Below are 18935 nucleotides of genomic sequence, written 5' to 3'. Positions count from 1 at the left end.
GTATTTATGACTCAAAACTTATTTTTGATCCGTGCGGGTTCAATGACGAAATTCAATAAAAAACTCGGGTATTTTTTGGCGGGTTACATCAAATTGTTAGGGTTGCATGTCTTTTAAATTTTTTCTACATTCAGACAAATCGTGCTTAAACAAAGGTCAGCATATTATTGCGGTGCCAATTTAAAGTATTAGAGGGTCAAAACTCACACCACGGGGCTTCTTTTTTTATTTAGTAAATTTCTTAATGTTTGTAGCTAAGGCAATTCATGAACTGGGTAAGAAACCAGCGCGTGGCACTGGAATGGACACATTTCCCCGGTGAAGATCACTATCAAATCATACAAGAGAAAATCGAGGATTTTTACCAATCAAAGTTTTTGTCTTGTGGTTTTATTTGTGATATTGCCACCAGACTGACCAATAAACAAAAGATTATATAAAGCCCAGCTGCAAAATTTACTTGAGGAAATGTTGTAGTAATCCAAATGCATACCATAGGAGTAAATCCCCCATGCAAAGCAAAAGAGATGTTGCGTGATAAACTCACTCCACTAAATCTAACATTGGTGGGAAAAAGTTCAGATGTGACTATTCCTATGGGAACTATACCTCTTTCTATTATAGAAAGAACCATTATGCTCAACGTAATCATAAGGTAATTTTTATAATAATACGCAACAGATAACACAGGACAACACAGTACCATTGTAATTACTATAAATAAGATTGCAATGCGCTCCTTCCCCACTTTGTCAGCCAACATTCCAAATGCTACTGAAGATATCGGCATCAATATACTAGTTATAATCAACACAGCTTCATTGACATATGTTATTAAATACGTTTCAACCGATACTATTTCTTTTGCAATTGTTCGAAGAAATACAGTAAACCCAACAGCAACATTAACAGGTATAGCTATTAAAATAGCAAGTATAAGAGCTCTTTTGTGATGCTTTATAAGTTCTATTATTGGTAGATTAGATAAATTTCTTTGTTTTCGATTTTCTTCATATGCTGGAGTTTCTCTCAATGTATATACACTGTATACACTAATTAATCCTAAAACGGCTGAAAAAGTAAACGGCAGTCTCCAACCCCAAGCGTTAAAATCAGTAGTTTTTTTGCAGATAATTATTATTACCGCAGAAAGCAGTACACCAATGGAACGACCAAAACCCATCATTCCAAAAAACATTCCTAAGCTATCTTTTCTATTAGATAAATGCTCTATGAGATAAACAGAACTTCCTTGTTCACCGCCAAGTGCAATTCCTTGTGTTATATGAATCGCAATAAGCAACACAGTAGAAGTTATGCCTATTTGGTTGTAACATGGAACAAATGCAACTAGACTAGATGGTATCATTATAAGCAAGACGGTAGTTATTAGTGCTATCCTTCTCCCATACTTATCACCAACGTGACCAAATATGAATGCACCAGATGGCCTTATCATTGCACCCAGCCCTATAATCCCAAATAATTGCAGTATGTTACTGTAAATATCTTGCGCAAAACAAAACTCTCTGCTGATTATATTAGCCAAATCAGTAAAGAGTATGTAGTCATACCATATTGCAATCCTGCAGAGAATAGCTGATATCAACGCCCTTGTTTGCTGATTGTACACTAATCAATTTGTAAATGGTTGCCTATTTTAGCCAGTTTTTATAATCTAGTAAAGCTGCAACCTGAGCGCATGGATTTGACTTTTTTGTTATGGTATGTGATAATTAAAATGTTATTAAAATTATGGGCAAAGTTATAATGAATATAGCCTATTTATAGGTATTCTCTTTATGTTATTTAAAGGAATTAAAAAACTCTTAGATTCAAAAGGGTTTCTATCTATCCTGAAAACAATAGGTGTAATTTCTATGATACTATCAATTATATCTCTCCCGCTTATTATATTAACCTTTTTTAAGCCTTACTATCCCATCACCTCTAATAGTAGGTATAGTAGGTGGTATCGTTGACGCTATTTCCATAATACCATTAACAGCAGCTTACATTTTTTCAATAATATGGAAAAGGTTAACTCAACAGCCCGACGACTATCAGTTCTTGTTCTTTACCCCTTTGCTGTTTATTGGAAACGTTGTAGATGCGGTTTATATTGCTACGAGTGGTGCTTTTTCAATATGTAAAGTAGATTCCTTAACATCTTTATCAGCAGCACCGGAGTCTTTATCCATGGTGGAAATAAACACATTAGCACTTATGATTTCAACTGCAATTGTAGTAGCTATCGTAATCACACTCGCTAAGCAAGCTAAGGAGTACATAGCAGGTAAAATAACGCAACCAAAAGAAGAATCTGTTGAACCGTCAATGGATGGAGCAAAAGAAGAAAAAATTGCTGAAAATAATGAGGAGAAAGTACCTCTTTTGTCTCAAATATAAAGGCGCCATCCCAGCGCTCAGACACATAACTGTACGAACATTTGTTTTGCTAGAGCGATTCGTGCAACAAACGGTACTATCCAAGTGGCTGACACTGGTACCCAGCCTTTCCATGATCACCAAAAACGTTGTATTTTAACATAAAACAACTACTTTTATACTCACTAACTTAATAAAATTCCTGGATTCCAGTGTCTAAGTGCTGAAATGATACCCTTGGAGCACCGTGGAGCAAGTAAATTTCTTGCCCCAAGGTTTCATACTTAGAATCCGTTCATTCCACCTATGCCGCCTGCACCCATAGGAGATGAAGCGTTTTCTTCTTTGTTTGGTACATCAACTATCATTGATTCAGTAGTGATTAGCACACTTGCAACAGATATCGCCGTTTCAAAGGCGATACGAACCACCTTCGCTGGGTCAATAACGCCGGCAGTAAATGCGTTAGCGTAATTCATAGCCTCAACGTTATATATAAGCTCTTTATCATTCTGCTTAATCAAATGATCAATTATGACAGCAGACTCAAGACCAGCATTTTTAACTAATCTCTTGATAGGAGCACTGAGGACTTTCTTGATAATATTTATACCTATCTGTTCTTCGTCGCCTCTACCCTTTAGTTTATCAAGAACAGATGAAGCATAAAGCAGTGCAACTCCACCACCTGGAACTATACCTTCTTCAATTGCAGCTCTTGTTGCATGCAATGCATCCTCAACTCTATCTCTACGCTCTTTAACTTCTACTTCAGTTGCTCCACCAACCTTGAGCACAGCAACACCACCTGATAATTTTGCTAAACGCTCTCTTAGCTTTTCTTTATCATAGTCAGAAGTTGAAGTTTCAATTTGAGATTTAATCTGCTCGATTCTAGCTTTCACTCTGTCAGAGTTGCTATTTTCGCTGACAACCGTGGTATTGTCTTTAGTGATTTTAACATTTTTAGCAGTACCAAGGTCTTCAAGAGTGAGATCTTCCATCTTGATTCCAAGCTCGTCTTTTATGACGTACTTAGCACCAGTTAAAACTGCTATATCTTCAAGCATCTCTTTTCTTCTATCACCAAAACCTGGAGCTTTGACTGCAGCAACTTTTAAACCACCCCGCAACTTATTGATAACCAAAGTACTTAATGCTTCGCCTTCAATATCTTCTGCAATAATAAGTAAAGGCTTACCAGACTTAACAACAGCTTCAAGAATAGGAAGCAAAGGTTGGATAATGTTGAGTTTTTTTTCGGTAATTAATATATATGGATCATCAAGCTCCACAATCATTTTTTCATTGTTTGTGATAAAGTATGGAGAGAGGTACCCACGGTCAAACTGCATACCGGTAGTAAGTTCAACTTCTAATTCTTTTGAACCCTTACTTTCTTCAACAGTAATTACACCCTCTTTTCCAACCTTTTTAACAGCATCAGCAATGCTATTACCAATACCCCTATCACCGTTTGCAGAAATTATTGCAACTTGCGCTACTTCATCTATTTTCTCCAAAGAAATTGTTCGCGACATTGATGTAATTTCCTTTAATACTACATCCTTTGCCTTCTGCATTCCATTTTTAATGCTGACACGATCGTTTCCGGCAGCAATTGATTTTGAGGCCTCCACTATCATATTGCTAGTTAGTATTGAGCACGTTGTTGTACCGTCACCAACTTTGTCGTTACATTGAGAACAACTTTGAGCAAAGATGCTTGTTATTGCAGCATTCAGTGGTTTCTCAGGCTTGATACCCTTCATCACTTTGTAACCATCTTTTGTAATTTCTGGTGCTCCGTAAGGCTTGTTAATCCCTACTGTTTTTCCTCTAGGCCCTGCAGTTACTGCTACCGTTGAGTCTACTATTACTGCAACTTCACGAAAAGCTTCCTGCAACTGCTCGCCTGACACTACTATATTAGTCATTTTTGTCACCTCTTGTTAATAAAAAACTTAGAAAATTATAATAAAATCGCTTACAATGCACTATACTGTGCTTTGTTTAGTTTAGTAAAAATAAAGGCTGCTACTTGACAACAGCAAGTATATCGGACTCTTTCATTACGATAAACTTTTCATCACCGTGCTCTATCTCCGTACCAGCCCATTGGCGATAAAATACTTTATCGCCAGCTTTTACAGTTAAAGCTATGCGTCCGCCACTTGAGTTGCGTGAACCTTCACCAGTTGCTATAACTTCACCTTTAGTAGGTTTCTTTTCAGCACTTGATGGGAGCACAATTCCACCCTGCTTTTCTTCACTGATAGGCTTAATTAGAACACTATCATCTAATACACTTAAGTTTATACTTGACATTTGTTTTCCTCATCAACAAATTAACCTATAAGTTTATATATGCACTTGTAAATTAGATTTCAAGGGCTAAAATTCTTAAAATATAAGAAGACGAAATGTATATGATGTTATATAATAAAGTTTGGGTTTATTGACAGAAATTTTATGAATTATATACCATTACCAAGTCGTGGTATAATAGCTTTATATGGGCCAGATACAAGGAATTTCCTGCAGGGTATTATAACGAATGATATTAATAAGTTGGATAGCCAAAATGCTATTTACTCTTTATTACTTAGCCCTCAGGGAAAATATCTATATGACTTCTTTCTTGTTGAATATAATAAATATATTTTCTTAGAGTGTGAAAATATGCACCTACAGCAAATAATTGAGAAACTATGTTTGCTTAAAACTTATTTGAGAGTGGAGATCAAAGACGTTAGTGCACTATATAAGGTTGGAGTTTTGTTTGATACTAAGTCAACGAAGTGTAGTAGTGAGTCACAAGTTATTTTTCAAGACCCAAGGCACAAATCTTTGGGAATGAGGGTCATACTTAAGGGTGAAATAAAAGAACCGGTTGGGGATTTTACTCAGTATGAAAAAGTTAGAATTCAAAACCTTGTTCCAGATGGAACGAAAGATATGGTGCAAAATTCGTCATTTCCGCTGCAATGTTTAATCGATAAGGTAAACGGTATAAGCCTTTACAAAGGGTGTTATATAGGTCAGGAAGTTGTAAATCGAATGAGCAGACAAGAAATATTTAGAAAAAAGCTTCATCTTGTTGAGGGGGATAATGCGCTTCCAAATATTGGTACTAAAGTAACAAATGAAAGTGATGAGGAAATAGGAGAACTGCGCTCTAGTGTAGACAATATTGGACTTGCATTACTTCATACTGGAAAAAGTCATACAAATTTATATGCTGAAGGGGTTAGAATCTCTGTACGTTAGGACGTTGTAAGAGGTCATAATTAAAGCCTTATGTAGAAATGAAGAAACTCCTTGATAAACTCTCACCGTTCCCCTTAATCATGGTACTGAAGCTAATTATTATCTTCTTTGTACAGATTAAATGACAAAAAAACTTAGTATATTTGGTGTGTCATGTTTAATTTTTTGCACTATGTGCACCTCATGCCTTTACATTGTTGTCTACTACCAGCTAGTGCTGTAAACGCACTTGTTTAGGCGCTTAAAGACATTAAAAACGCCAACTTATAAAATGATAGTGAATAACTAGCTAGCCACGGGGTTTCCTTTGCTTTTTTTTATTTGGTAAATTTCTTAGTGTTTATAGCTAACATGAAGCCAAATACGAGCATTTGTTTTTGTTAAACACAACATATAGGGTTCACTCCAGCGCTTGACATACAACTATACGAGCATTGTGATTCAAGCCTGCCAGGAAGGTGTAATCCAAGTAGCTGAGACTGGGATGACATCATAGGGGATGCTTGGATAACATCGTAGGATGTACTAGGATGCTATCCTACTAGCAGAGACTGCTCTCAAGTCACAAGTTCATACAGTTATGGTGCTCTTTATAAGAAGAGCCATTTAGCTGGTGTTTTTTTCAAGCTGTAGCACTTATGGTGTTTTACATGTTCTTGGTTGATGAATCCCATGTTTGACCAGTAGAGCAGCATGCCTCTTGTCCTGTTATTGCCTTTACAACTGCAGGAACACCAAAAAACACAGCAGTAAATGCACCGAGTGCAAAAAGCGCAGGCCACGGCATTCTACCAAATATCGCAAGCAATGCTGCACCTATTATTACTATTGTAACCATCGGTCCACCTAAGCCTTGAGTATAGCCTATTATACTGCATATCACTTTTGATGTTTGATCAACAGCAGCATTTGCGTCGAACGCAAAGGAGAGAATTAAAGCCACAAATAGAAGAATTTTTTCATTACACCTCCAATGATTTCTATTTTATGCTGCTTCACTTTTATTAGGTTTGAGTAAATGATGCAAAAAGCATCATTTACCTAACTTTTTTCAAAGCTTTTAGTACCTTTGATTTGTAGATCCTTTAAAGGAAGGCTAGTACACTCCTACGAAGTGGGACATGCTTCTACTTTACCTGGTGCTATCGCTTTTACAACTGCAGGAGCTCCGAAAAACACAGCAGTAAATGCACCGAGTGCAAAAAGTGCTGGCCATGGCATTCTACCGAATATCGCAAGCAAAGCCGCACCAATTATCACTATCGTGATCATTGGCCCGCCTAGACCTTGAGTATATTTTATTATATTGCATATTACTGTTGATGTTGGATCAACTGTTGAAGTGTAAGAAGTGAAAGTACGGTTACCATTAGTAGCACTCGCATCAAACGCAAAGGAAAAGATCAAAGCCACAAGTAGAAGAAATTTTTTCATTATACCTCCAATAACTTTTGTTTTATTCTACTTCACTTTGATTAAATTTAAGTAAATAATACTAGAAGTACCACTTACTTAAAATTTTTTGAGGTCTGTAGAATTACTGGAAGGCTCTATCTGCATACCATTGTATCTTGTTTTATTGCTTTTACAACTGCAGGGGCTACGAAGAACACAGCAGTAAATGCATCAAGCACAAAAAGTGCTGGCCACAGCATTCTGCTAAATATTGCAAGCAAAGCTGCACCTGTTATCACTATCATGATCATAGGTCCACCCAAGCTGTGAGTATAGTCTATTATTTTGCATATTACTGTTGATGTTTCATTGTTTGCTGGGGTGGGAGAAGTCTTACTTGCAGCATTTGTATCAAGTGCACAAGAGAGAATTAAAGCTATAAATAGAAGAATTTTTTTTCACTATGCCTCCAATTATTTTTATTTTATGCCAGATTATCCTTAGCCTGTATTAAATTTAAGTTAAGAACATTGGTAAATTTATCATGCTATCAATTTAGCTTTTGGTTTGTAGTGCCCTATTTTATTTAGCCAAACTAATTGAAACAAGTTATAAAATCTGCTAAAGTTCCTTTTATGAAAGGCACCCTTAGCTCAGTTGGATTAGAGCATTTGACTACGGATCAAAAGGTCGGGCGTTCAAGTCGCTCAGGGTGCATCCATTTTTTAAATATACAGGGGCCACACTTGAAATTAATGTATAAAATACCTATCTTTAAAGGTTAAGTACTGAACTATTATATGAATAAAAAAGACTACTATGAGTTGCTGGGAGTAGATAGAAATGCCAGTATTGATGAGATAAAGAAAGCATATAAAAAATTAGCGTTGAAGTACCACCCAGATAGAAATCCTGGTAATAAAGAAGCAGAGGAAAGGTTTAAAGAAATAACAGCTGCATATGAGGTTCTGTCTGATTCTGAGAAAAGAGCAGGTTATGATAGTTACGGGCATGAAGGTAGTGGATTTGATTTTAGCCAAGGTTTTAGTTCTGCAGGGGATTTTAGTGACATATTCAACGACTTTTTTGGTGGAGGGTTTGGTAGCTCAAGTAGATCAAAACCCAAAAGGAACACAATGGGAGTGCCTGGGGCAGACTTACATTATGATCTTGAAATTGCTTTAGAAGACGCTTTTAAAGGAATACAAGCGCCTATACATTATGTCACAAATGTAAAATGTGACACATGTCAAGGTACAGGTAGCGAAGGAGCAATTAAGCCAGTTCAGTGCCACACATGCCAAGGAAGCGGTAGGATCAGGACCCAGCAGGGCTTTTTTACAATCGAAAGAACTTGTGTTACGTGTTATGGGGAAGGAGAAATAATACAAAATAAATGCAAAAAATGCGGTGGAAATGGACGCAGAAGAGGTGAAGTAAATATATCAGTTTCAATTCCGAGGGGTATAGAAGAAGGTGCTAAGGTAAGGGTAAGTGGTAAAGGAGAAGTGGGAGCAAGAGGTGGAAAAAGTGGAGATCTATATGTGTACGTTAAAATCGCTCCACATAAAATCTTTACTCGAAATAAAGCAGATTTACATTGTAAAGTGCCTATAAGAATGACATTAGCAGTTCTTGGTGGTGAAATTGATGTCCAGTCAATTGATGGGGCTAAAATAAAAGTAAAAGTTCCTGAAGGTACTCAAACTGGTACCAAACTACGTTGCAGGGAAAGAGGTATGCCGTATATGAACTCACACGCTCTCGGTGATTTGTATGTACAGGTGATAGTTGAGACTTTAAATCCAAAGAATTTGACTAAAAAGCAAATTGAGCTATTAAAAGTGCTTGAGGAAGAGGAAAATGCAAATATGCAACAGCAATCTGAAGGGTTCTTTAGTAAAGTAAAAAAAAAATAAGAAATTTACTAAATGATATTAAAAGCAGTTAATTATTATTAGATTTCTAAATTAACCTCTATTACCTTAGTAGTTAGTGCACAACTGCACGAACTTGTATCTTTCCGTGTTGCAGTGGGAGAATTGCTATAAATCAATTAACGTGTCATCCAAATAACTGGCACTGGAATGACATTGTTTACTATGTAACATTGTATCATATCACAATGTTCATACAGTTGTGTGTCGGCTACTTGGATAGTACCATTCTTGGTGAAGATTGCTCTCAAAATTGCTACGTAAGCTTACTTGATTTTTATGCTAGTTTTATTAAAAGTTATACTATTTTACATATAATTGCAATGTCTAAGTTTAAGGTATAGGAATGAACCCTACAATTAGGAAAGTTTTTAGTGTTTTTCTCATGATACTATTTACTTCCTTTTCTCATATGAGCAGTGCTGCTGATAATGATCTTGATGCAACCACTAAAGTAATATGCAATATCATTAAATACGTTTGGGGAATGGGTAGTCCTCTTATGACCATAGTGATAATAGGTGCAGCTTTGCTTGCAATATTTGGCAGAATGCCTTGGCCAGCTCTTTTTGCACTTGGTGTATTTTGTGCTGTGTTTTTTGGTACGAAAGCTATCGTGACAAGATTAATTAGTGGTATAGGTTTCTACTATAGACGAATGTGGAGTAGACGAAAAAAGATAAATTCTTTTGCCAATAAATTGCTTTTACCAGATACAACTATAATTGCAATTGAACGACAGAGTTCATTGTTTTGGTATATTGCAACTCTGTCACTATCAATAGCCCTGCATTTTTGGACTATTTTATACCAGTTTTCGATTGCGTTGTTGGTAAAACGAAAAATACTTCACTCTTTTTCAAGAGATTTGTTATACTTAACTTAGATTACTGACTCTCATTATTTTTGGCATATTTCCCTTTGACAGCTAAATGGCTGTTTTATAATGAATTTTGTCAGTAACCACTAAGTTTTTTTAGTTATCATGCAACAAAGCCAGCTGGAACCTAGCCTTTTAGGCTGGATCTTGTGGTCAAGCAATAGAGCAGTTCGTGTGAGCTATATTAGGTAATTTAATATGAAAAGGACCCAATACAATAATTTAATTTCGTCTTATGCTAGGGCGCTGTTTTACATCTCAGAAAATAAGCTGGGTATTATAAGAAAAGAAGTAGAGTTTTTGTTGGCTTTTTTTAAAGATCAACGTGATATTTTTACATACCTATCTCATCCTATTACTTCTCTTGAGCGTAAAAAAGAAGCGATACTTTCTATAAATAAAAATTTAAGTGAGAGCTTAGTGAAATTTATTATGGTTGTACTTGCAAACAGGCGCTCTAGTTTACTAATTCTTATATTAGAAAAATTCTTGAATCTTGTAAGAGAAAATGAAAATGAATTGGAAATTACTATAAAGTCAGCAAAGACTTTAAAGGAATCCGATATAAAAATAATTACTGAATCTTTGAGCTTTCTTGGTAAAATAATAAAAGTAAATAATGTGGTTGACCCTTCCGTACTAGGTGGTTTTGTGGTGAAATATGGCTTTAATTTGATCGATGCTTCACTGAAAAGTTACTTAGATAGAATGGTTGATTTGAGTAAAATGGAAATATTGAAAATAAGGAATTGTGTATGAAAAACAGTATGAATGCTTCTGAGGTAGTAAACATAATAAGAGAAAAGGTCAAGGCGTTTGATAATCCTATAAAGCGAGAAAGTATAGGTGAAGTGATTTCAGTGGCTGACGGTGTTGCATTGGTTTACGGGCTTGAAAAAGCAAAATTCGGTGAGAAGATATTTTTTGAAAGTGGTGTAGAAGGAATAGTTCTTGATTTAGATCATGATACAGCTGGAATAGTGGTGCTTGGTAATGATCGTGACGTGAAAGAAGGGCATACTGTAAGATGCAGTGGTGACGTTATGCGGGTACCTGTAGGGCATGAATTGCTGGGAAGAGTTGTAAATGCGTTGGGCCACCCTATGGATAACGGTGGGGAAATTAGAACTAAGAATAGAATGGACATAGAGTCTAAAGCACCAGGCATTATTGATCGTAAATCTGTACATGAGCCTCTGCAAACGGGAATTAAGATTATAGATCTACTAATTCCAATAGGTAGAGGACAGCGTGAATTAATTATTGGTGATAGACAAATTGGTAAAACTACTGTTGCGCTTGACACTATCATTAATCAAAGGAAAATTAACGACGAATCGGATGAAAATCAAAAAGTTTACTGCGTTTATGTTGCTATTGGACAAAGAATTTCAACAGTGGCAAAAGTGGTAAATAAGCTAAAAGAGAGTGGAGCATTAAAGTATACAACTGTAGTTGTTGCTAGTGCATCTGACTGTGCACCCATGCAATTTCTAGCACCTTACGCTGGTTGCACTATTGGAGAATTTTTCCGTGATAATGGAATGCATTGCTTGGTAGTGTACGATGATTTATCTAAGCATGCTGTAGCATATAGGCAGATGTCCTTGCTACTTAGGCGTCCTCCTGGCCGCGAAGCTTATCCTGGTGATATATTCTATGTACATTCTCGTTTGCTTGAAAGGGCTGCCAAAATGTCTGATGAAAAAGGGCAGGGGTCTCTAACTGCTTTGCCAATTATTGAAACTCAGGCTGGTGATGTATCTGCATATGTTCCAACTAACGTGATCTCAATTACCGATGGGCAAATCTTTCTTGAGTCTGAATTATTTCATAAAGGATTTCGCCCTGCAGTGAATATAGGTTTATCAGTTTCGCGAGTCGGCTCTGCTGCACAATTGAAATCTGTGAAAAAAGTCGCTGGTTCTATAAAGCTAAGCTTAGCTCAGTATAGAGAATTAGAGGATTTTGCAAAATTTGGTTCTGATCTTGATGCTAGTGTCCAATTATCATTAAATAAAGGTAAATATCTTATTGAGCTATTAAAGCAAAAACAGCACTCACCTATGTTAATAGAAGAACAAGTAGTGCTGATGTACATTTTTTCCAATCTGTATGATCAGTTAAGCAAAGTACAAATAAGTGACATCAATAAATTCGAATATGATCTTATCAACTATTTCCATACTGTGCACCCTGGAACTTTAAAAAAGTTGTCAAATAGCATGAGTGATGGTATAAAAGATGATGTTTTTAACATTGTGAGTAGTTTTGTTACTCAATTTAATTGCGTTTAGGTAGTGGTTATGGCTTCATTCATTATTAAGAAGTTTCCTATAACAAGGGGAGGTTTGGAACATATGCACGCCGAGCTTGAAAGGTTAAAGGAAGAAAAACCTTCCGTTATACAAGCTATTGCTGATGCGCGTGATCAAGGCGATTTATCCGAAAATGCAGAGTATCATGCTGCACGAGAAAGGTTAGGTTTTATTGAAGGCCGTATAATGGAGTTAGAAAACAAGCTCTCACATGCAGAAGTAATAGAAGTGAAAAGTTTGTCCGGCGACTCAGTAATGTTTGGTGCAACCGTGACATTGAGTATGTTAAATGATGACGGCAGTGAAGTAGAATATGTTTATAAAATTGTAAGTGAATATGAAGCTAATGTCTCACAGCAGTTGATATCTACTAGTTCACCTTTGGGCAGTGCTTTAATCGGAAAAAAAGTTGGCGAATATGTGGAAGTGGTAGTGCCAAGTGGAGAGAAGTTGTATAAAATAGTTAAGATTGAATTTAAGTAAATTATGGTACAGGGTACCTATGCATCAACTAGCCTATCTGGTATTTCTTCTGTGGGAGATGTGTTAGAGGATGCTCGTTCTGGTAAATTATTTATTTTAGTCGATAATGAAAATAGAGAAAATGAAGGTGATTTGATTATCTTAGCTGAAAAAATAGAACCAGAACATATAGCTTTCATGGTTAGGTATGGTACTGGCATTGTATTTTTAGCTATGACAAGACTTCATATGAGTAGGCTGGGTCTTGAGTTTATGAGAAGAAGTAATGTAGATGAAAAGCTTACTCCCCACACTGCATTTACCACATCGATTGATGCACGTTATAGTATTACAACAGGTGTTTCTGCTCATGATAGAACACGTACGATACTTACTGCTATTGACGAGAGGAGCACTAAAGACGATATTATTACTCCTGGTCATGTTTTTCCCATTATTGCAAACGATGGTGGAGTTTTAGCACGCAACGGTCATACTGAAGCAAGTGTTGAAATAGCAAAGTTAGTCGGCCTTAATCACGCAGCTGTAGGGTGTGAATTAGTGAACGACGACGGTTCTATGATGCGCTTACCTCAGTTGCTCAAATTTGCCGAACAGCATAAGATTAGGTTAACTACCATCGATAAACTTATTAGCTACGTTAAAAAATCAAACCAGCATTTATAAATTTGTATAATTTAAGTGTTAAAATATAAAATTTCTAAAATTTATACAAGCGCAGGATTTTCATGTCTAAAATTGCTAAGTTTTTTACCTTACTGTTCTTTTTTGCATACTGTAATAGCGCTTACTCTGTTAACGTTATTAGAGATAGTGAAGTAGAGGCAATGGTGAAAGAATTAGCACAGCCCTTATTTTCTGCTGCGGGTATTGGTGGTGACCGAATAAAAGTTTTCATAATTAATGATAATTCTATTAATGCTTTCGTGATTAATAATAGTATTTTCATTCACTTAGGGCTCTTGCAATATTCAACTGAGCCTTACGTTTTGCTTGGCATATTAGCACATGAAATTGCTCATATATCTGCTGGTCATATATTGCAGATGAGCGGTGCTATAGGCTATTTTCAATCAATAGCAATGATCAGTTACGTGGTAGGGTTGGTTTCTACTATTATCATTAATCCCCAGGTTGCCAGTGCAATTTTGCTGAGTGGTGTAGCACTCAGCTCAAGGTTGTTTTTTAACTATTCTCAAGAGCAAGAAAGTGTAGCAGATAGCTATGCTTTAAGATACCTTGATGAATCTGGTTATGATAATTCAGGTATGAAAGAGGTTTTTAACTATTTCAAAAGTATTGAGCATGAAAATACGGAAGGTTATTTCCGTACTCATCCATTTAGTGATAAGCGCATATTTACTGTACAGAATTATAAGGTTAAAAACAATATAAAACCAATCCTTGCAGATAAATTACTAAGGTTTAAACGTATGGTTACAAAGCTAGATTCTTTCTTTTCTTCTATCCGTGTGTTATCCAATAAATATGCGGGTAATTCTGAATATGTAAGTGCTATAGTTCACTATAGACAAGGGAAGATAAAAGAGGCAATTGCTATAGTTGATTCACTGGTTCAAAAGTCACGTAATGATCCATACTTATATGAATTAAAAGCAGAAATGCTGTATAAAGCTGGCAATCTAAGAGAAGCAATAAAAACGTATGAAGAATCGCTTAAGTATTTATCTGAGAAGAACAGTTATTTAGTAAAACTTGCGTTATCTCATACTTTATTATTACACGGTGATGTAAAGGAGGCAATTTTTTACCTGGAGCAAATTGTGAGTGTAGAACCAAATGATGCCTTCGTCTGGAAGTATTTAAGCATAGCGTATAAACGTAATGCTGATATGGCAATGCATTATTTTTCTTTAACAAAAAAGGCTTGTATTGAAGGTAATTTGAAGCAATTTGTGAAATATGCTGAACTAGCTGTTAAAACTTTACCAAAAGACAGCCCCTACTTGTTGCAAATTGAAGATATGAAGCAATTTAATGAACAACAAAAAGTATTTTAGTGTACTATCACTCTTACGGGTTTTGTGTTCCACACTTTTCTAACATAACTTTTACGTTATCACTCATATTAGGTATAACGTTCATTATAATCGTTTTAGCGCCAAAAAATACACCACAAAACATACCTAAAGCAAAGAGAGCTGGCCAAGGCATTCTGCCAAATATTGCAAGTAAAGATGCACCAATTATTACTACCGTCATGAGTGGACCACCTATTCCCCAAATATACCCGATAATATTGCATATTACTTGAGCTGTATCATCCATGTTAACACTACCAGTTCCAGCTGCGTAACCTGAGAAAGAAAAAAGTAGCACTGCACACAAAACACTAAGAAACTTTTTTACTATAAGACTCATTTCTTGCCTCTAAATAATAAACCAGCGTAAAAAATAATTTTAATTTACATATACTTATTTTACAGTAAAGCTTATATTTTGTCCACAAGCAAGGTCCTACTACATAAATAAACCTCCGTTAATGTTCAGAACATGCCCTGTTACGTATTTTGCTTCATCACTTGCTAAAAATAGGACTCCTGCTGCTACTTCTTCTCCCGTGCCCATTCTTTTCATTGGAATATTATCTAGTATTTTTTTCTTTTGTTTTTCGGTTAAAACTTCAGTCATCTTAGTATTTATAAACCCAGGAGCAATGCAATTTACCGTTATATTGTGGCTTGCAACTTCTTTTGCTATAGATTTACTCATGGCTATTATTCCAGCTTTTGATGCTGCATAATTTACCTGCCCAGCATTCCCTGTTAACCCTACTATTGAAGAAATGTTTACAATTCTTCCCCAATTATTCTTAACTAGTTTCTTACATGCTTCTCTATTGAGCTTAAATGTAGAGCTCAAGTTAATATCAATCACTTTGTGCCATGCTTCATCTGTCATTCTTAGCAATAAGCCATCTTGCGTAATGCCTGCATTGCATACTAGCCCATCAAAGCCTTCCATCAACTCATTTGCTCTATTTACTAGCTGATTTACTTCTTCAGTATTTAATAAGTCACAAGGAAGTACATACATATTCTTTTCATGCTGTTTAGCAATTCTTTCAAGGGCTTCTTTTCTTGTGCCGGAAATACATAAGGTTGCTCTAGCTTTATACATAACTTCCACAATTGCTTGCCCTATTCCACCTGATGCACCAGTAACCAGGAATTTTCTGCCTTCTAGTTGAAACATAATAACCTCATTTTATCTGATTATTAACAGAACATTGACTAGTTGGCAATAGATCCTTCACATGACACAAGTAATTTGGATATTTATCAAAGCTTAAGCCAGATCAAAATATAGCGAAATTGTTACTAAATAGTTTATTCTGGCGTTCTACAGTTTAAGTGAAGCACTTAAGCCATGGATTCTTCTTTTTTGTGTGTTATCTTAACGTTAACGCAAGTTCACAATAATATATGATAAGTAAGTTAAAAAACTTAGCGCTGGATTCCCTTTGACAGGTCTGCTTGGCCAAAGTAATGATATAAACATGCAAGGAACAAAAAATAAAAAGAAGAAGTATCTAAAATTTTTAGATAAAACGTTTGCATTGATTGATGCGATGATCAGTTTTATTTTAAAACGTGAAAGCGATAACGTGAATGAGGTCCTTAGAGTAACATGGGGACCACTATCTTTTGGTCTGATAGTAATACTTATCTTTTTTGGAATAGGTGGTATTTGGTCAGCTGTAGCTCCAATTGATGGGGCAGTGCATGCAAGTGGAGAAGTTATCGTATCTTCGAATAGAAAAATAGTTCAACACTTAGGCGGGGGGATAATAAGTAAAATTTTGGTCAAAGATGGCCAAGCAGTTAAGAAAGATGAGCCTTTAGTTTTGTTAAGCGATGTTAACGAGAAGGCAAATTTGAGTATAATCAAAGAAAAGCTCTTATCACTTTTGGCAACTGAAGCAAGACTTATTGCTATTAGGGGAGATTTAGACACAATTGAATTTCCTAACGAGATAAAAGAATTATTCAACAATGAGCTTGCAAACAAAGTCATGAAAAATCAGGTAAAATTATTTGATTCCCAACGCAAGAGTATATTAGGAAAAACTGACATACTGCAACAGCGCATAAAGCAGTTAAATGATGAGTTAGTAGGGCTGAATTCTCAACTGGATGCAGCTCTCAAACAATATGACTTAATAACTGAGGAATTAGAAACAAAGAGACAGCTTTTTAATAGCGGCCACATAGGCAAGCCACATATTTTGGCTTTGGAAAAGCAATTTGCTGAAATTGAAGGTCGAGTTGGTCATTATCGTGCTGCAATATCTCAAGTACAGCAAAAGATTGGAGAGAACGAATTAGAAATTATAAACGTGAGAAATGATTCTCAAGAAAGAGCGAATACTGAATTTAAGGAAGTTAGTACATCTATTGCTGACTTAAGAGAGAGGTTAATGGTTGCAGAGGATGCATTAGCACGCACAGTAATTAGATCGCCTCAGGACGGGATAGTTACAGATATAAGGTACCATACTGAAGGTGGTGTGATACAATCTGGAGTTCCGATTATGAGCGTAGTACCATCTAATGATGATTTAATAATAGACGCTAAAATTCAGACTAGAAATATAGAGGAGATACTGACAGCACAAAAAAAAGATAGCAATGTGGTCTCTATTGACGGATTAGAAGGGTTTAAGGTTAAAGTCCGGTTAAGTGCTTACAGTGCACGTCGTTTAAGCTTAATTAATGGTATAGTAAGCCATATTTCTCCTGATGCTCTCGACGATCCAAGATTAGGACGTTATTACTCAGTACGTGTGGTAATACCAAAGTCAGAGCTTGCTCAGTTCAAAAATGTATACCTATACCCTGGTATGCCGGCAGAAGTGTATATAGTTACTCAATCCCGTACTCTCCTATCATTCTTGTTCACACCTATAATAGCAACAGTTGATAGGTCTTTTATAGAAAGGTAGCTAACTTGTTAAAGTAAGTAGATTTTTTTTGTAGTGGTGCTAAGATTTTATTGACTTTTCTAAAAATTTTGTTTACCGAGCCTAATAATTCAACTTTCTTTTACGGAAAGCTGAGGTGCATTTACTTCAAGTTTCAAGTGCTTCAACACTCCAATAAATTATGTATGCTGCTACGGATATTAAAAGTTAGTTAATAAATTGTAGTTTATTATATAATAAAGGCAGGCCTTTTATTTACAGATGAATAGATTTGTCATAAAGCTTGATAGTGTCTGTTACTGCTTTTAGGTGTGAGGCTAGAGGGTTATTAGCAGTAACAGACACTATTAAACTTATTATAGAATTTACTTAAAGTAAATACTTAACTTAAAATAGATTTATGTAAATGCTTTTTTCCTCGAGTTAGTACTTATTATTATACCTATCGAATACTAAAAAATTATTAACCATCACTAATCTCTATTTGCATAGTAAGCTTATATATACTATTATACAGCGTGTCACTAGTTTTACAGAAAACAAATAAAAAGTATGGTGAAGTTATTTACATTATTGATAATATTTTACTCGAATATATCAGTTGCTTCTGCTCCTGCTTCTTGGCAATTTGGATTTCCTGCTCCTGCAACTGAAATAATGGAGATTGTAGTTAAGTCACATTCATTTGTAATGAGTGTGATGATTGTAATAATGCTTTTCGTGTGGGCACTGCTTGCTTATGTAATATTTCGCTTTCGCAAGAGTAAAGTGAAGAATATAAGTAAAACTAGTCATAATATCCTTTTAGAAATTGTCTGGTTTGTTATACCAACGATTATTGTTGGGGTATTGGCCTTTAAAAATGCTGAACTACTTAAGCTACAGGAAAAGGTGCCAAAGTTTGATTTAACACTAAAAGTTATTGGTCATCAATGGTATTGGAGTTATCAATACCCAGAATATCAAGGTGTATCGTTTGATAGCTATCTCAAGGGAAAAGATGACTTTATCGAAGGAGATTTGAAACTATTCTCTGTTGATAATAACGTTGTTTTACCCATCAATACTAACGTTCGTTTGCAAGTAACAGCAGGGGATGTAATACACAGTTGGGGAATACCAGCTTTCGGTATAAAAATTGATGCAATACCAGGTAGACTAAATGAAGCATGGTTTAATGTCAAAAAGCCAGGTATTTATTACGGGCAGTGCTATGAATTATGTGGTCAGGGTCACGGATTTATGCCAATTGTTGTTGAGGCAGTAAGTAGAGAAGACTTCAATAAGTGGATCGAAAATAAAAAGTTAGTGAGTTAAAT

General features: G+C 35.7%; 18 protein-coding genes, 1 tRNA gene and 1 pseudogene. 12 read left to right on the top strand and 8 right to left on the bottom strand.

Annotated features, from left to right (window positions below; genetic code table 11):
- Positions 1 to 361: 361 nt before the first annotated feature.
- Positions 362 to 1633: an MFS transporter gene (locus tag QUS22_RS01080; RefSeq protein ID WP_289513143.1), complete on the bottom strand. Its 1272-nt coding sequence runs from the start codon at positions 1631 to 1633 to the stop codon at positions 362 to 364.
- 437 nt (positions 1634 to 2070) lie between these two features.
- Between QUS22_RS01080 and QUS22_RS01075 the strand changes: the two genes are divergently transcribed.
- Positions 2071 to 2409, top strand: a complete 339-nt coding sequence (locus QUS22_RS01075; RefSeq protein WP_289513142.1) for a hypothetical protein — start codon at positions 2071 to 2073, stop codon at positions 2407 to 2409.
- A gap of 263 nt (positions 2410 to 2672) precedes the next feature.
- On the opposite strand, the gene groL is transcribed toward QUS22_RS01075, so the two are convergent.
- Together groL and QUS22_RS01065 are read right to left on the bottom strand one after the other, a co-directional pair.
- A complete protein-coding gene (gene groL / locus QUS22_RS01070; protein WP_289513141.1) occupies positions 2673 to 4325 on the bottom strand; it encodes a chaperonin GroEL in 1653 nt (550 codons plus the stop codon).
- Between the two features lie 100 nt (positions 4326 to 4425).
- On the bottom strand, positions 4426 to 4707 hold the full coding sequence (locus QUS22_RS01065) for a co-chaperone GroES (protein ID WP_289513273.1): 282 nt from the start codon (positions 4705 to 4707) through the stop codon (positions 4426 to 4428).
- A gap of 153 nt (positions 4708 to 4860) precedes the next feature.
- Here QUS22_RS01065 and ygfZ point away from each other — a divergent pair, with 153 nt between their 5' ends.
- Positions 4861 to 5658 carry a CAF17-like 4Fe-4S cluster assembly/insertion protein YgfZ gene (gene ygfZ, locus QUS22_RS01060; RefSeq protein WP_289513140.1) on the top strand — a complete coding sequence of 266 codons (798 nt, stop codon included), beginning with the start codon at positions 4861 to 4863 and terminating at the stop codon, positions 5656 to 5658.
- A 646-nt stretch (positions 5659 to 6304) separates the two neighbouring features.
- Here ygfZ and QUS22_RS01055 read toward each other — a convergent pair.
- From QUS22_RS01055 to QUS22_RS01045, 3 genes are all read right to left on the bottom strand, one after another.
- Complete coding sequence (locus QUS22_RS01055; RefSeq protein WP_410543814.1) at positions 6305 to 6601, bottom strand: TrbC/VirB2 family protein; 297 nt, start codon at positions 6599 to 6601, stop codon at positions 6305 to 6307.
- 164 nt (positions 6602 to 6765) lie between these two features.
- Complete coding sequence (locus tag QUS22_RS01050; RefSeq protein ID WP_289513139.1) at positions 6766 to 7092, bottom strand: TrbC/VirB2 family protein; 327 nt, start codon at positions 7090 to 7092, stop codon at positions 6766 to 6768.
- Positions 7093 to 7208: 116 nt separating this feature from the next.
- Complete coding sequence (locus tag QUS22_RS01045) at positions 7209 to 7505, bottom strand: TrbC/VirB2 family protein (RefSeq protein WP_410543817.1); 297 nt, start codon at positions 7503 to 7505, stop codon at positions 7209 to 7211.
- 190 nt (positions 7506 to 7695) lie between these two features.
- Here QUS22_RS01045 and QUS22_RS01040 point away from each other — a divergent pair.
- From QUS22_RS01040 to QUS22_RS01005, 8 genes and pseudogenes are all read left to right on the top strand, one after another.
- A tRNA-Arg gene (locus QUS22_RS01040) sits at positions 7696 to 7770 on the top strand.
- An 83-nt stretch (positions 7771 to 7853) separates the two neighbouring features.
- Entirely contained in the window at positions 7854 to 8972 is a 1119-nt protein-coding gene (gene dnaJ / locus QUS22_RS01035) for a molecular chaperone DnaJ (RefSeq protein ID WP_289513138.1), read from the top strand.
- A gap of 364 nt (positions 8973 to 9336) precedes the next feature.
- Positions 9337 to 9630 (top strand): annotated as a pseudogene (locus QUS22_RS01030) (TrbC/VirB2 family protein); the annotation flags it as partial.
- 438 nt (positions 9631 to 10068) lie between these two features.
- On the top strand, positions 10069 to 10629 hold the full coding sequence (gene atpH / locus QUS22_RS01025; RefSeq protein WP_289513137.1) for an ATP synthase F1 subunit delta: 561 nt from the start codon (positions 10069 to 10071) through the stop codon (positions 10627 to 10629).
- Complete coding sequence (atpA, locus tag QUS22_RS01020; protein WP_289513136.1) at positions 10626 to 12167, top strand: F0F1 ATP synthase subunit alpha; 1542 nt, start codon at positions 10626 to 10628, stop codon at positions 12165 to 12167. The genes atpH and atpA overlap by 4 nt, the downstream gene beginning before the upstream one ends.
- Positions 12168 to 12176: 9 nt before the next feature.
- Complete coding sequence (gene greA / locus QUS22_RS01015) at positions 12177 to 12671, top strand: transcription elongation factor GreA (RefSeq protein WP_289513135.1); 495 nt, start codon at positions 12177 to 12179, stop codon at positions 12669 to 12671.
- Positions 12672 to 12674: 3 nt separating this feature from the next.
- Positions 12675 to 13337, top strand: coding sequence for a 3,4-dihydroxy-2-butanone-4-phosphate synthase (ribB, locus tag QUS22_RS01010; protein ID WP_289513134.1), 663 nt, complete (start codon positions 12675 to 12677; stop codon positions 13335 to 13337).
- 62 nt (positions 13338 to 13399) lie between these two features.
- Positions 13400 to 14692, top strand: coding sequence for a M48 family metalloprotease (locus QUS22_RS01005; protein ID WP_289513133.1), 1293 nt, complete (start codon positions 13400 to 13402; stop codon positions 14690 to 14692).
- 13 nt (positions 14693 to 14705) lie between these two features.
- Here the strand turns inward: QUS22_RS01005 and QUS22_RS01000 are convergent, their stop codons facing one another.
- Together QUS22_RS01000 and fabG are read right to left on the bottom strand one after the other, a co-directional pair.
- Positions 14706 to 15053: a TrbC/VirB2 family protein gene (locus QUS22_RS01000; RefSeq protein ID WP_289513132.1), complete on the bottom strand. Its 348-nt coding sequence runs from the start codon at positions 15051 to 15053 to the stop codon at positions 14706 to 14708.
- A 99-nt stretch (positions 15054 to 15152) separates the two neighbouring features.
- Positions 15153 to 15887: a 3-oxoacyl-[acyl-carrier-protein] reductase gene (gene fabG, locus QUS22_RS00995; protein WP_289513131.1), complete on the bottom strand. Its 735-nt coding sequence runs from the start codon at positions 15885 to 15887 to the stop codon at positions 15153 to 15155.
- Between the two features lie 304 nt (positions 15888 to 16191).
- Between fabG and QUS22_RS00990 the strand changes: the two genes are divergently transcribed.
- Both QUS22_RS00990 and coxB read left to right on the top strand, forming a co-directional pair.
- Entirely contained in the window at positions 16192 to 17637 is a 1446-nt protein-coding gene (locus QUS22_RS00990; protein WP_289513270.1) for an HlyD family type I secretion periplasmic adaptor subunit, read from the top strand.
- Between the two features lie 531 nt (positions 17638 to 18168).
- Positions 18169 to 18933 (top strand): cytochrome c oxidase subunit II, encoded by a 765-nt coding sequence (gene coxB, locus QUS22_RS00985; protein ID WP_289513130.1) that lies wholly within the window; start codon positions 18169 to 18171, stop codon positions 18931 to 18933.
- Positions 18934 to 18935 lie beyond the last annotated feature (2 nt).

The organism is Wolbachia pipientis, assembly GCF_030373985.1.
Taxonomy (GTDB): domain Bacteria; phylum Pseudomonadota; class Alphaproteobacteria; order Rickettsiales; family Anaplasmataceae; genus Wolbachia; species Wolbachia pipientis_D.
The sequence above is the reverse complement of the archived record's forward strand: the minus strand, read 5'-3'. Positions and strand labels throughout refer to the sequence as shown.

Excerpts from the sequence above, each read along its gene's own strand:
- groL (WP_289513141.1), bottom strand. The coding sequence starts at position 4,325 with ATGACTAATATAGTAGTGTCAGGCGAGCAGTTGCAGGAAGCTTTTCGT.
- ygfZ (WP_289513140.1), top strand. The coding sequence starts at position 4,861 with ATGAATTATATACCATTACCAAGTCGTGGTATAATAGCTTTATATGGG.
- QUS22_RS01050 (WP_289513139.1), bottom strand. The coding sequence starts at position 7,092 with ATGAAAAAATTTCTTCTACTTGTGGCTTTGATCTTTTCCTTTGCGTTT.
- dnaJ (WP_289513138.1), top strand. The coding sequence starts at position 7,854 with ATGAATAAAAAAGACTACTATGAGTTGCTGGGAGTAGATAGAAATGCC.
- atpH (WP_289513137.1), top strand. The coding sequence starts at position 10,069 with ATGAAAAGGACCCAATACAATAATTTAATTTCGTCTTATGCTAGGGCG.
- atpA (WP_289513136.1), top strand. The coding sequence starts at position 10,626 with ATGAAAAACAGTATGAATGCTTCTGAGGTAGTAAACATAATAAGAGAA.
- greA (WP_289513135.1), top strand. The coding sequence starts at position 12,177 with ATGGCTTCATTCATTATTAAGAAGTTTCCTATAACAAGGGGAGGTTTG.
- ribB (WP_289513134.1), top strand. The coding sequence starts at position 12,675 with ATGGTACAGGGTACCTATGCATCAACTAGCCTATCTGGTATTTCTTCT.
- QUS22_RS01005 (WP_289513133.1), top strand. The coding sequence starts at position 13,400 with ATGTCTAAAATTGCTAAGTTTTTTACCTTACTGTTCTTTTTTGCATAC.
- QUS22_RS01000 (WP_289513132.1), bottom strand. The coding sequence starts at position 15,053 with ATGAGTCTTATAGTAAAAAAGTTTCTTAGTGTTTTGTGTGCAGTGCTA.
- fabG (WP_289513131.1), bottom strand. The coding sequence starts at position 15,887 with ATGTTTCAACTAGAAGGCAGAAAATTCCTGGTTACTGGTGCATCAGGT.
- QUS22_RS00990 (WP_289513270.1), top strand. The coding sequence starts at position 16,192 with ATGCAAGGAACAAAAAATAAAAAGAAGAAGTATCTAAAATTTTTAGAT.
- coxB (WP_289513130.1), top strand. The coding sequence starts at position 18,169 with ATGGTGAAGTTATTTACATTATTGATAATATTTTACTCGAATATATCA.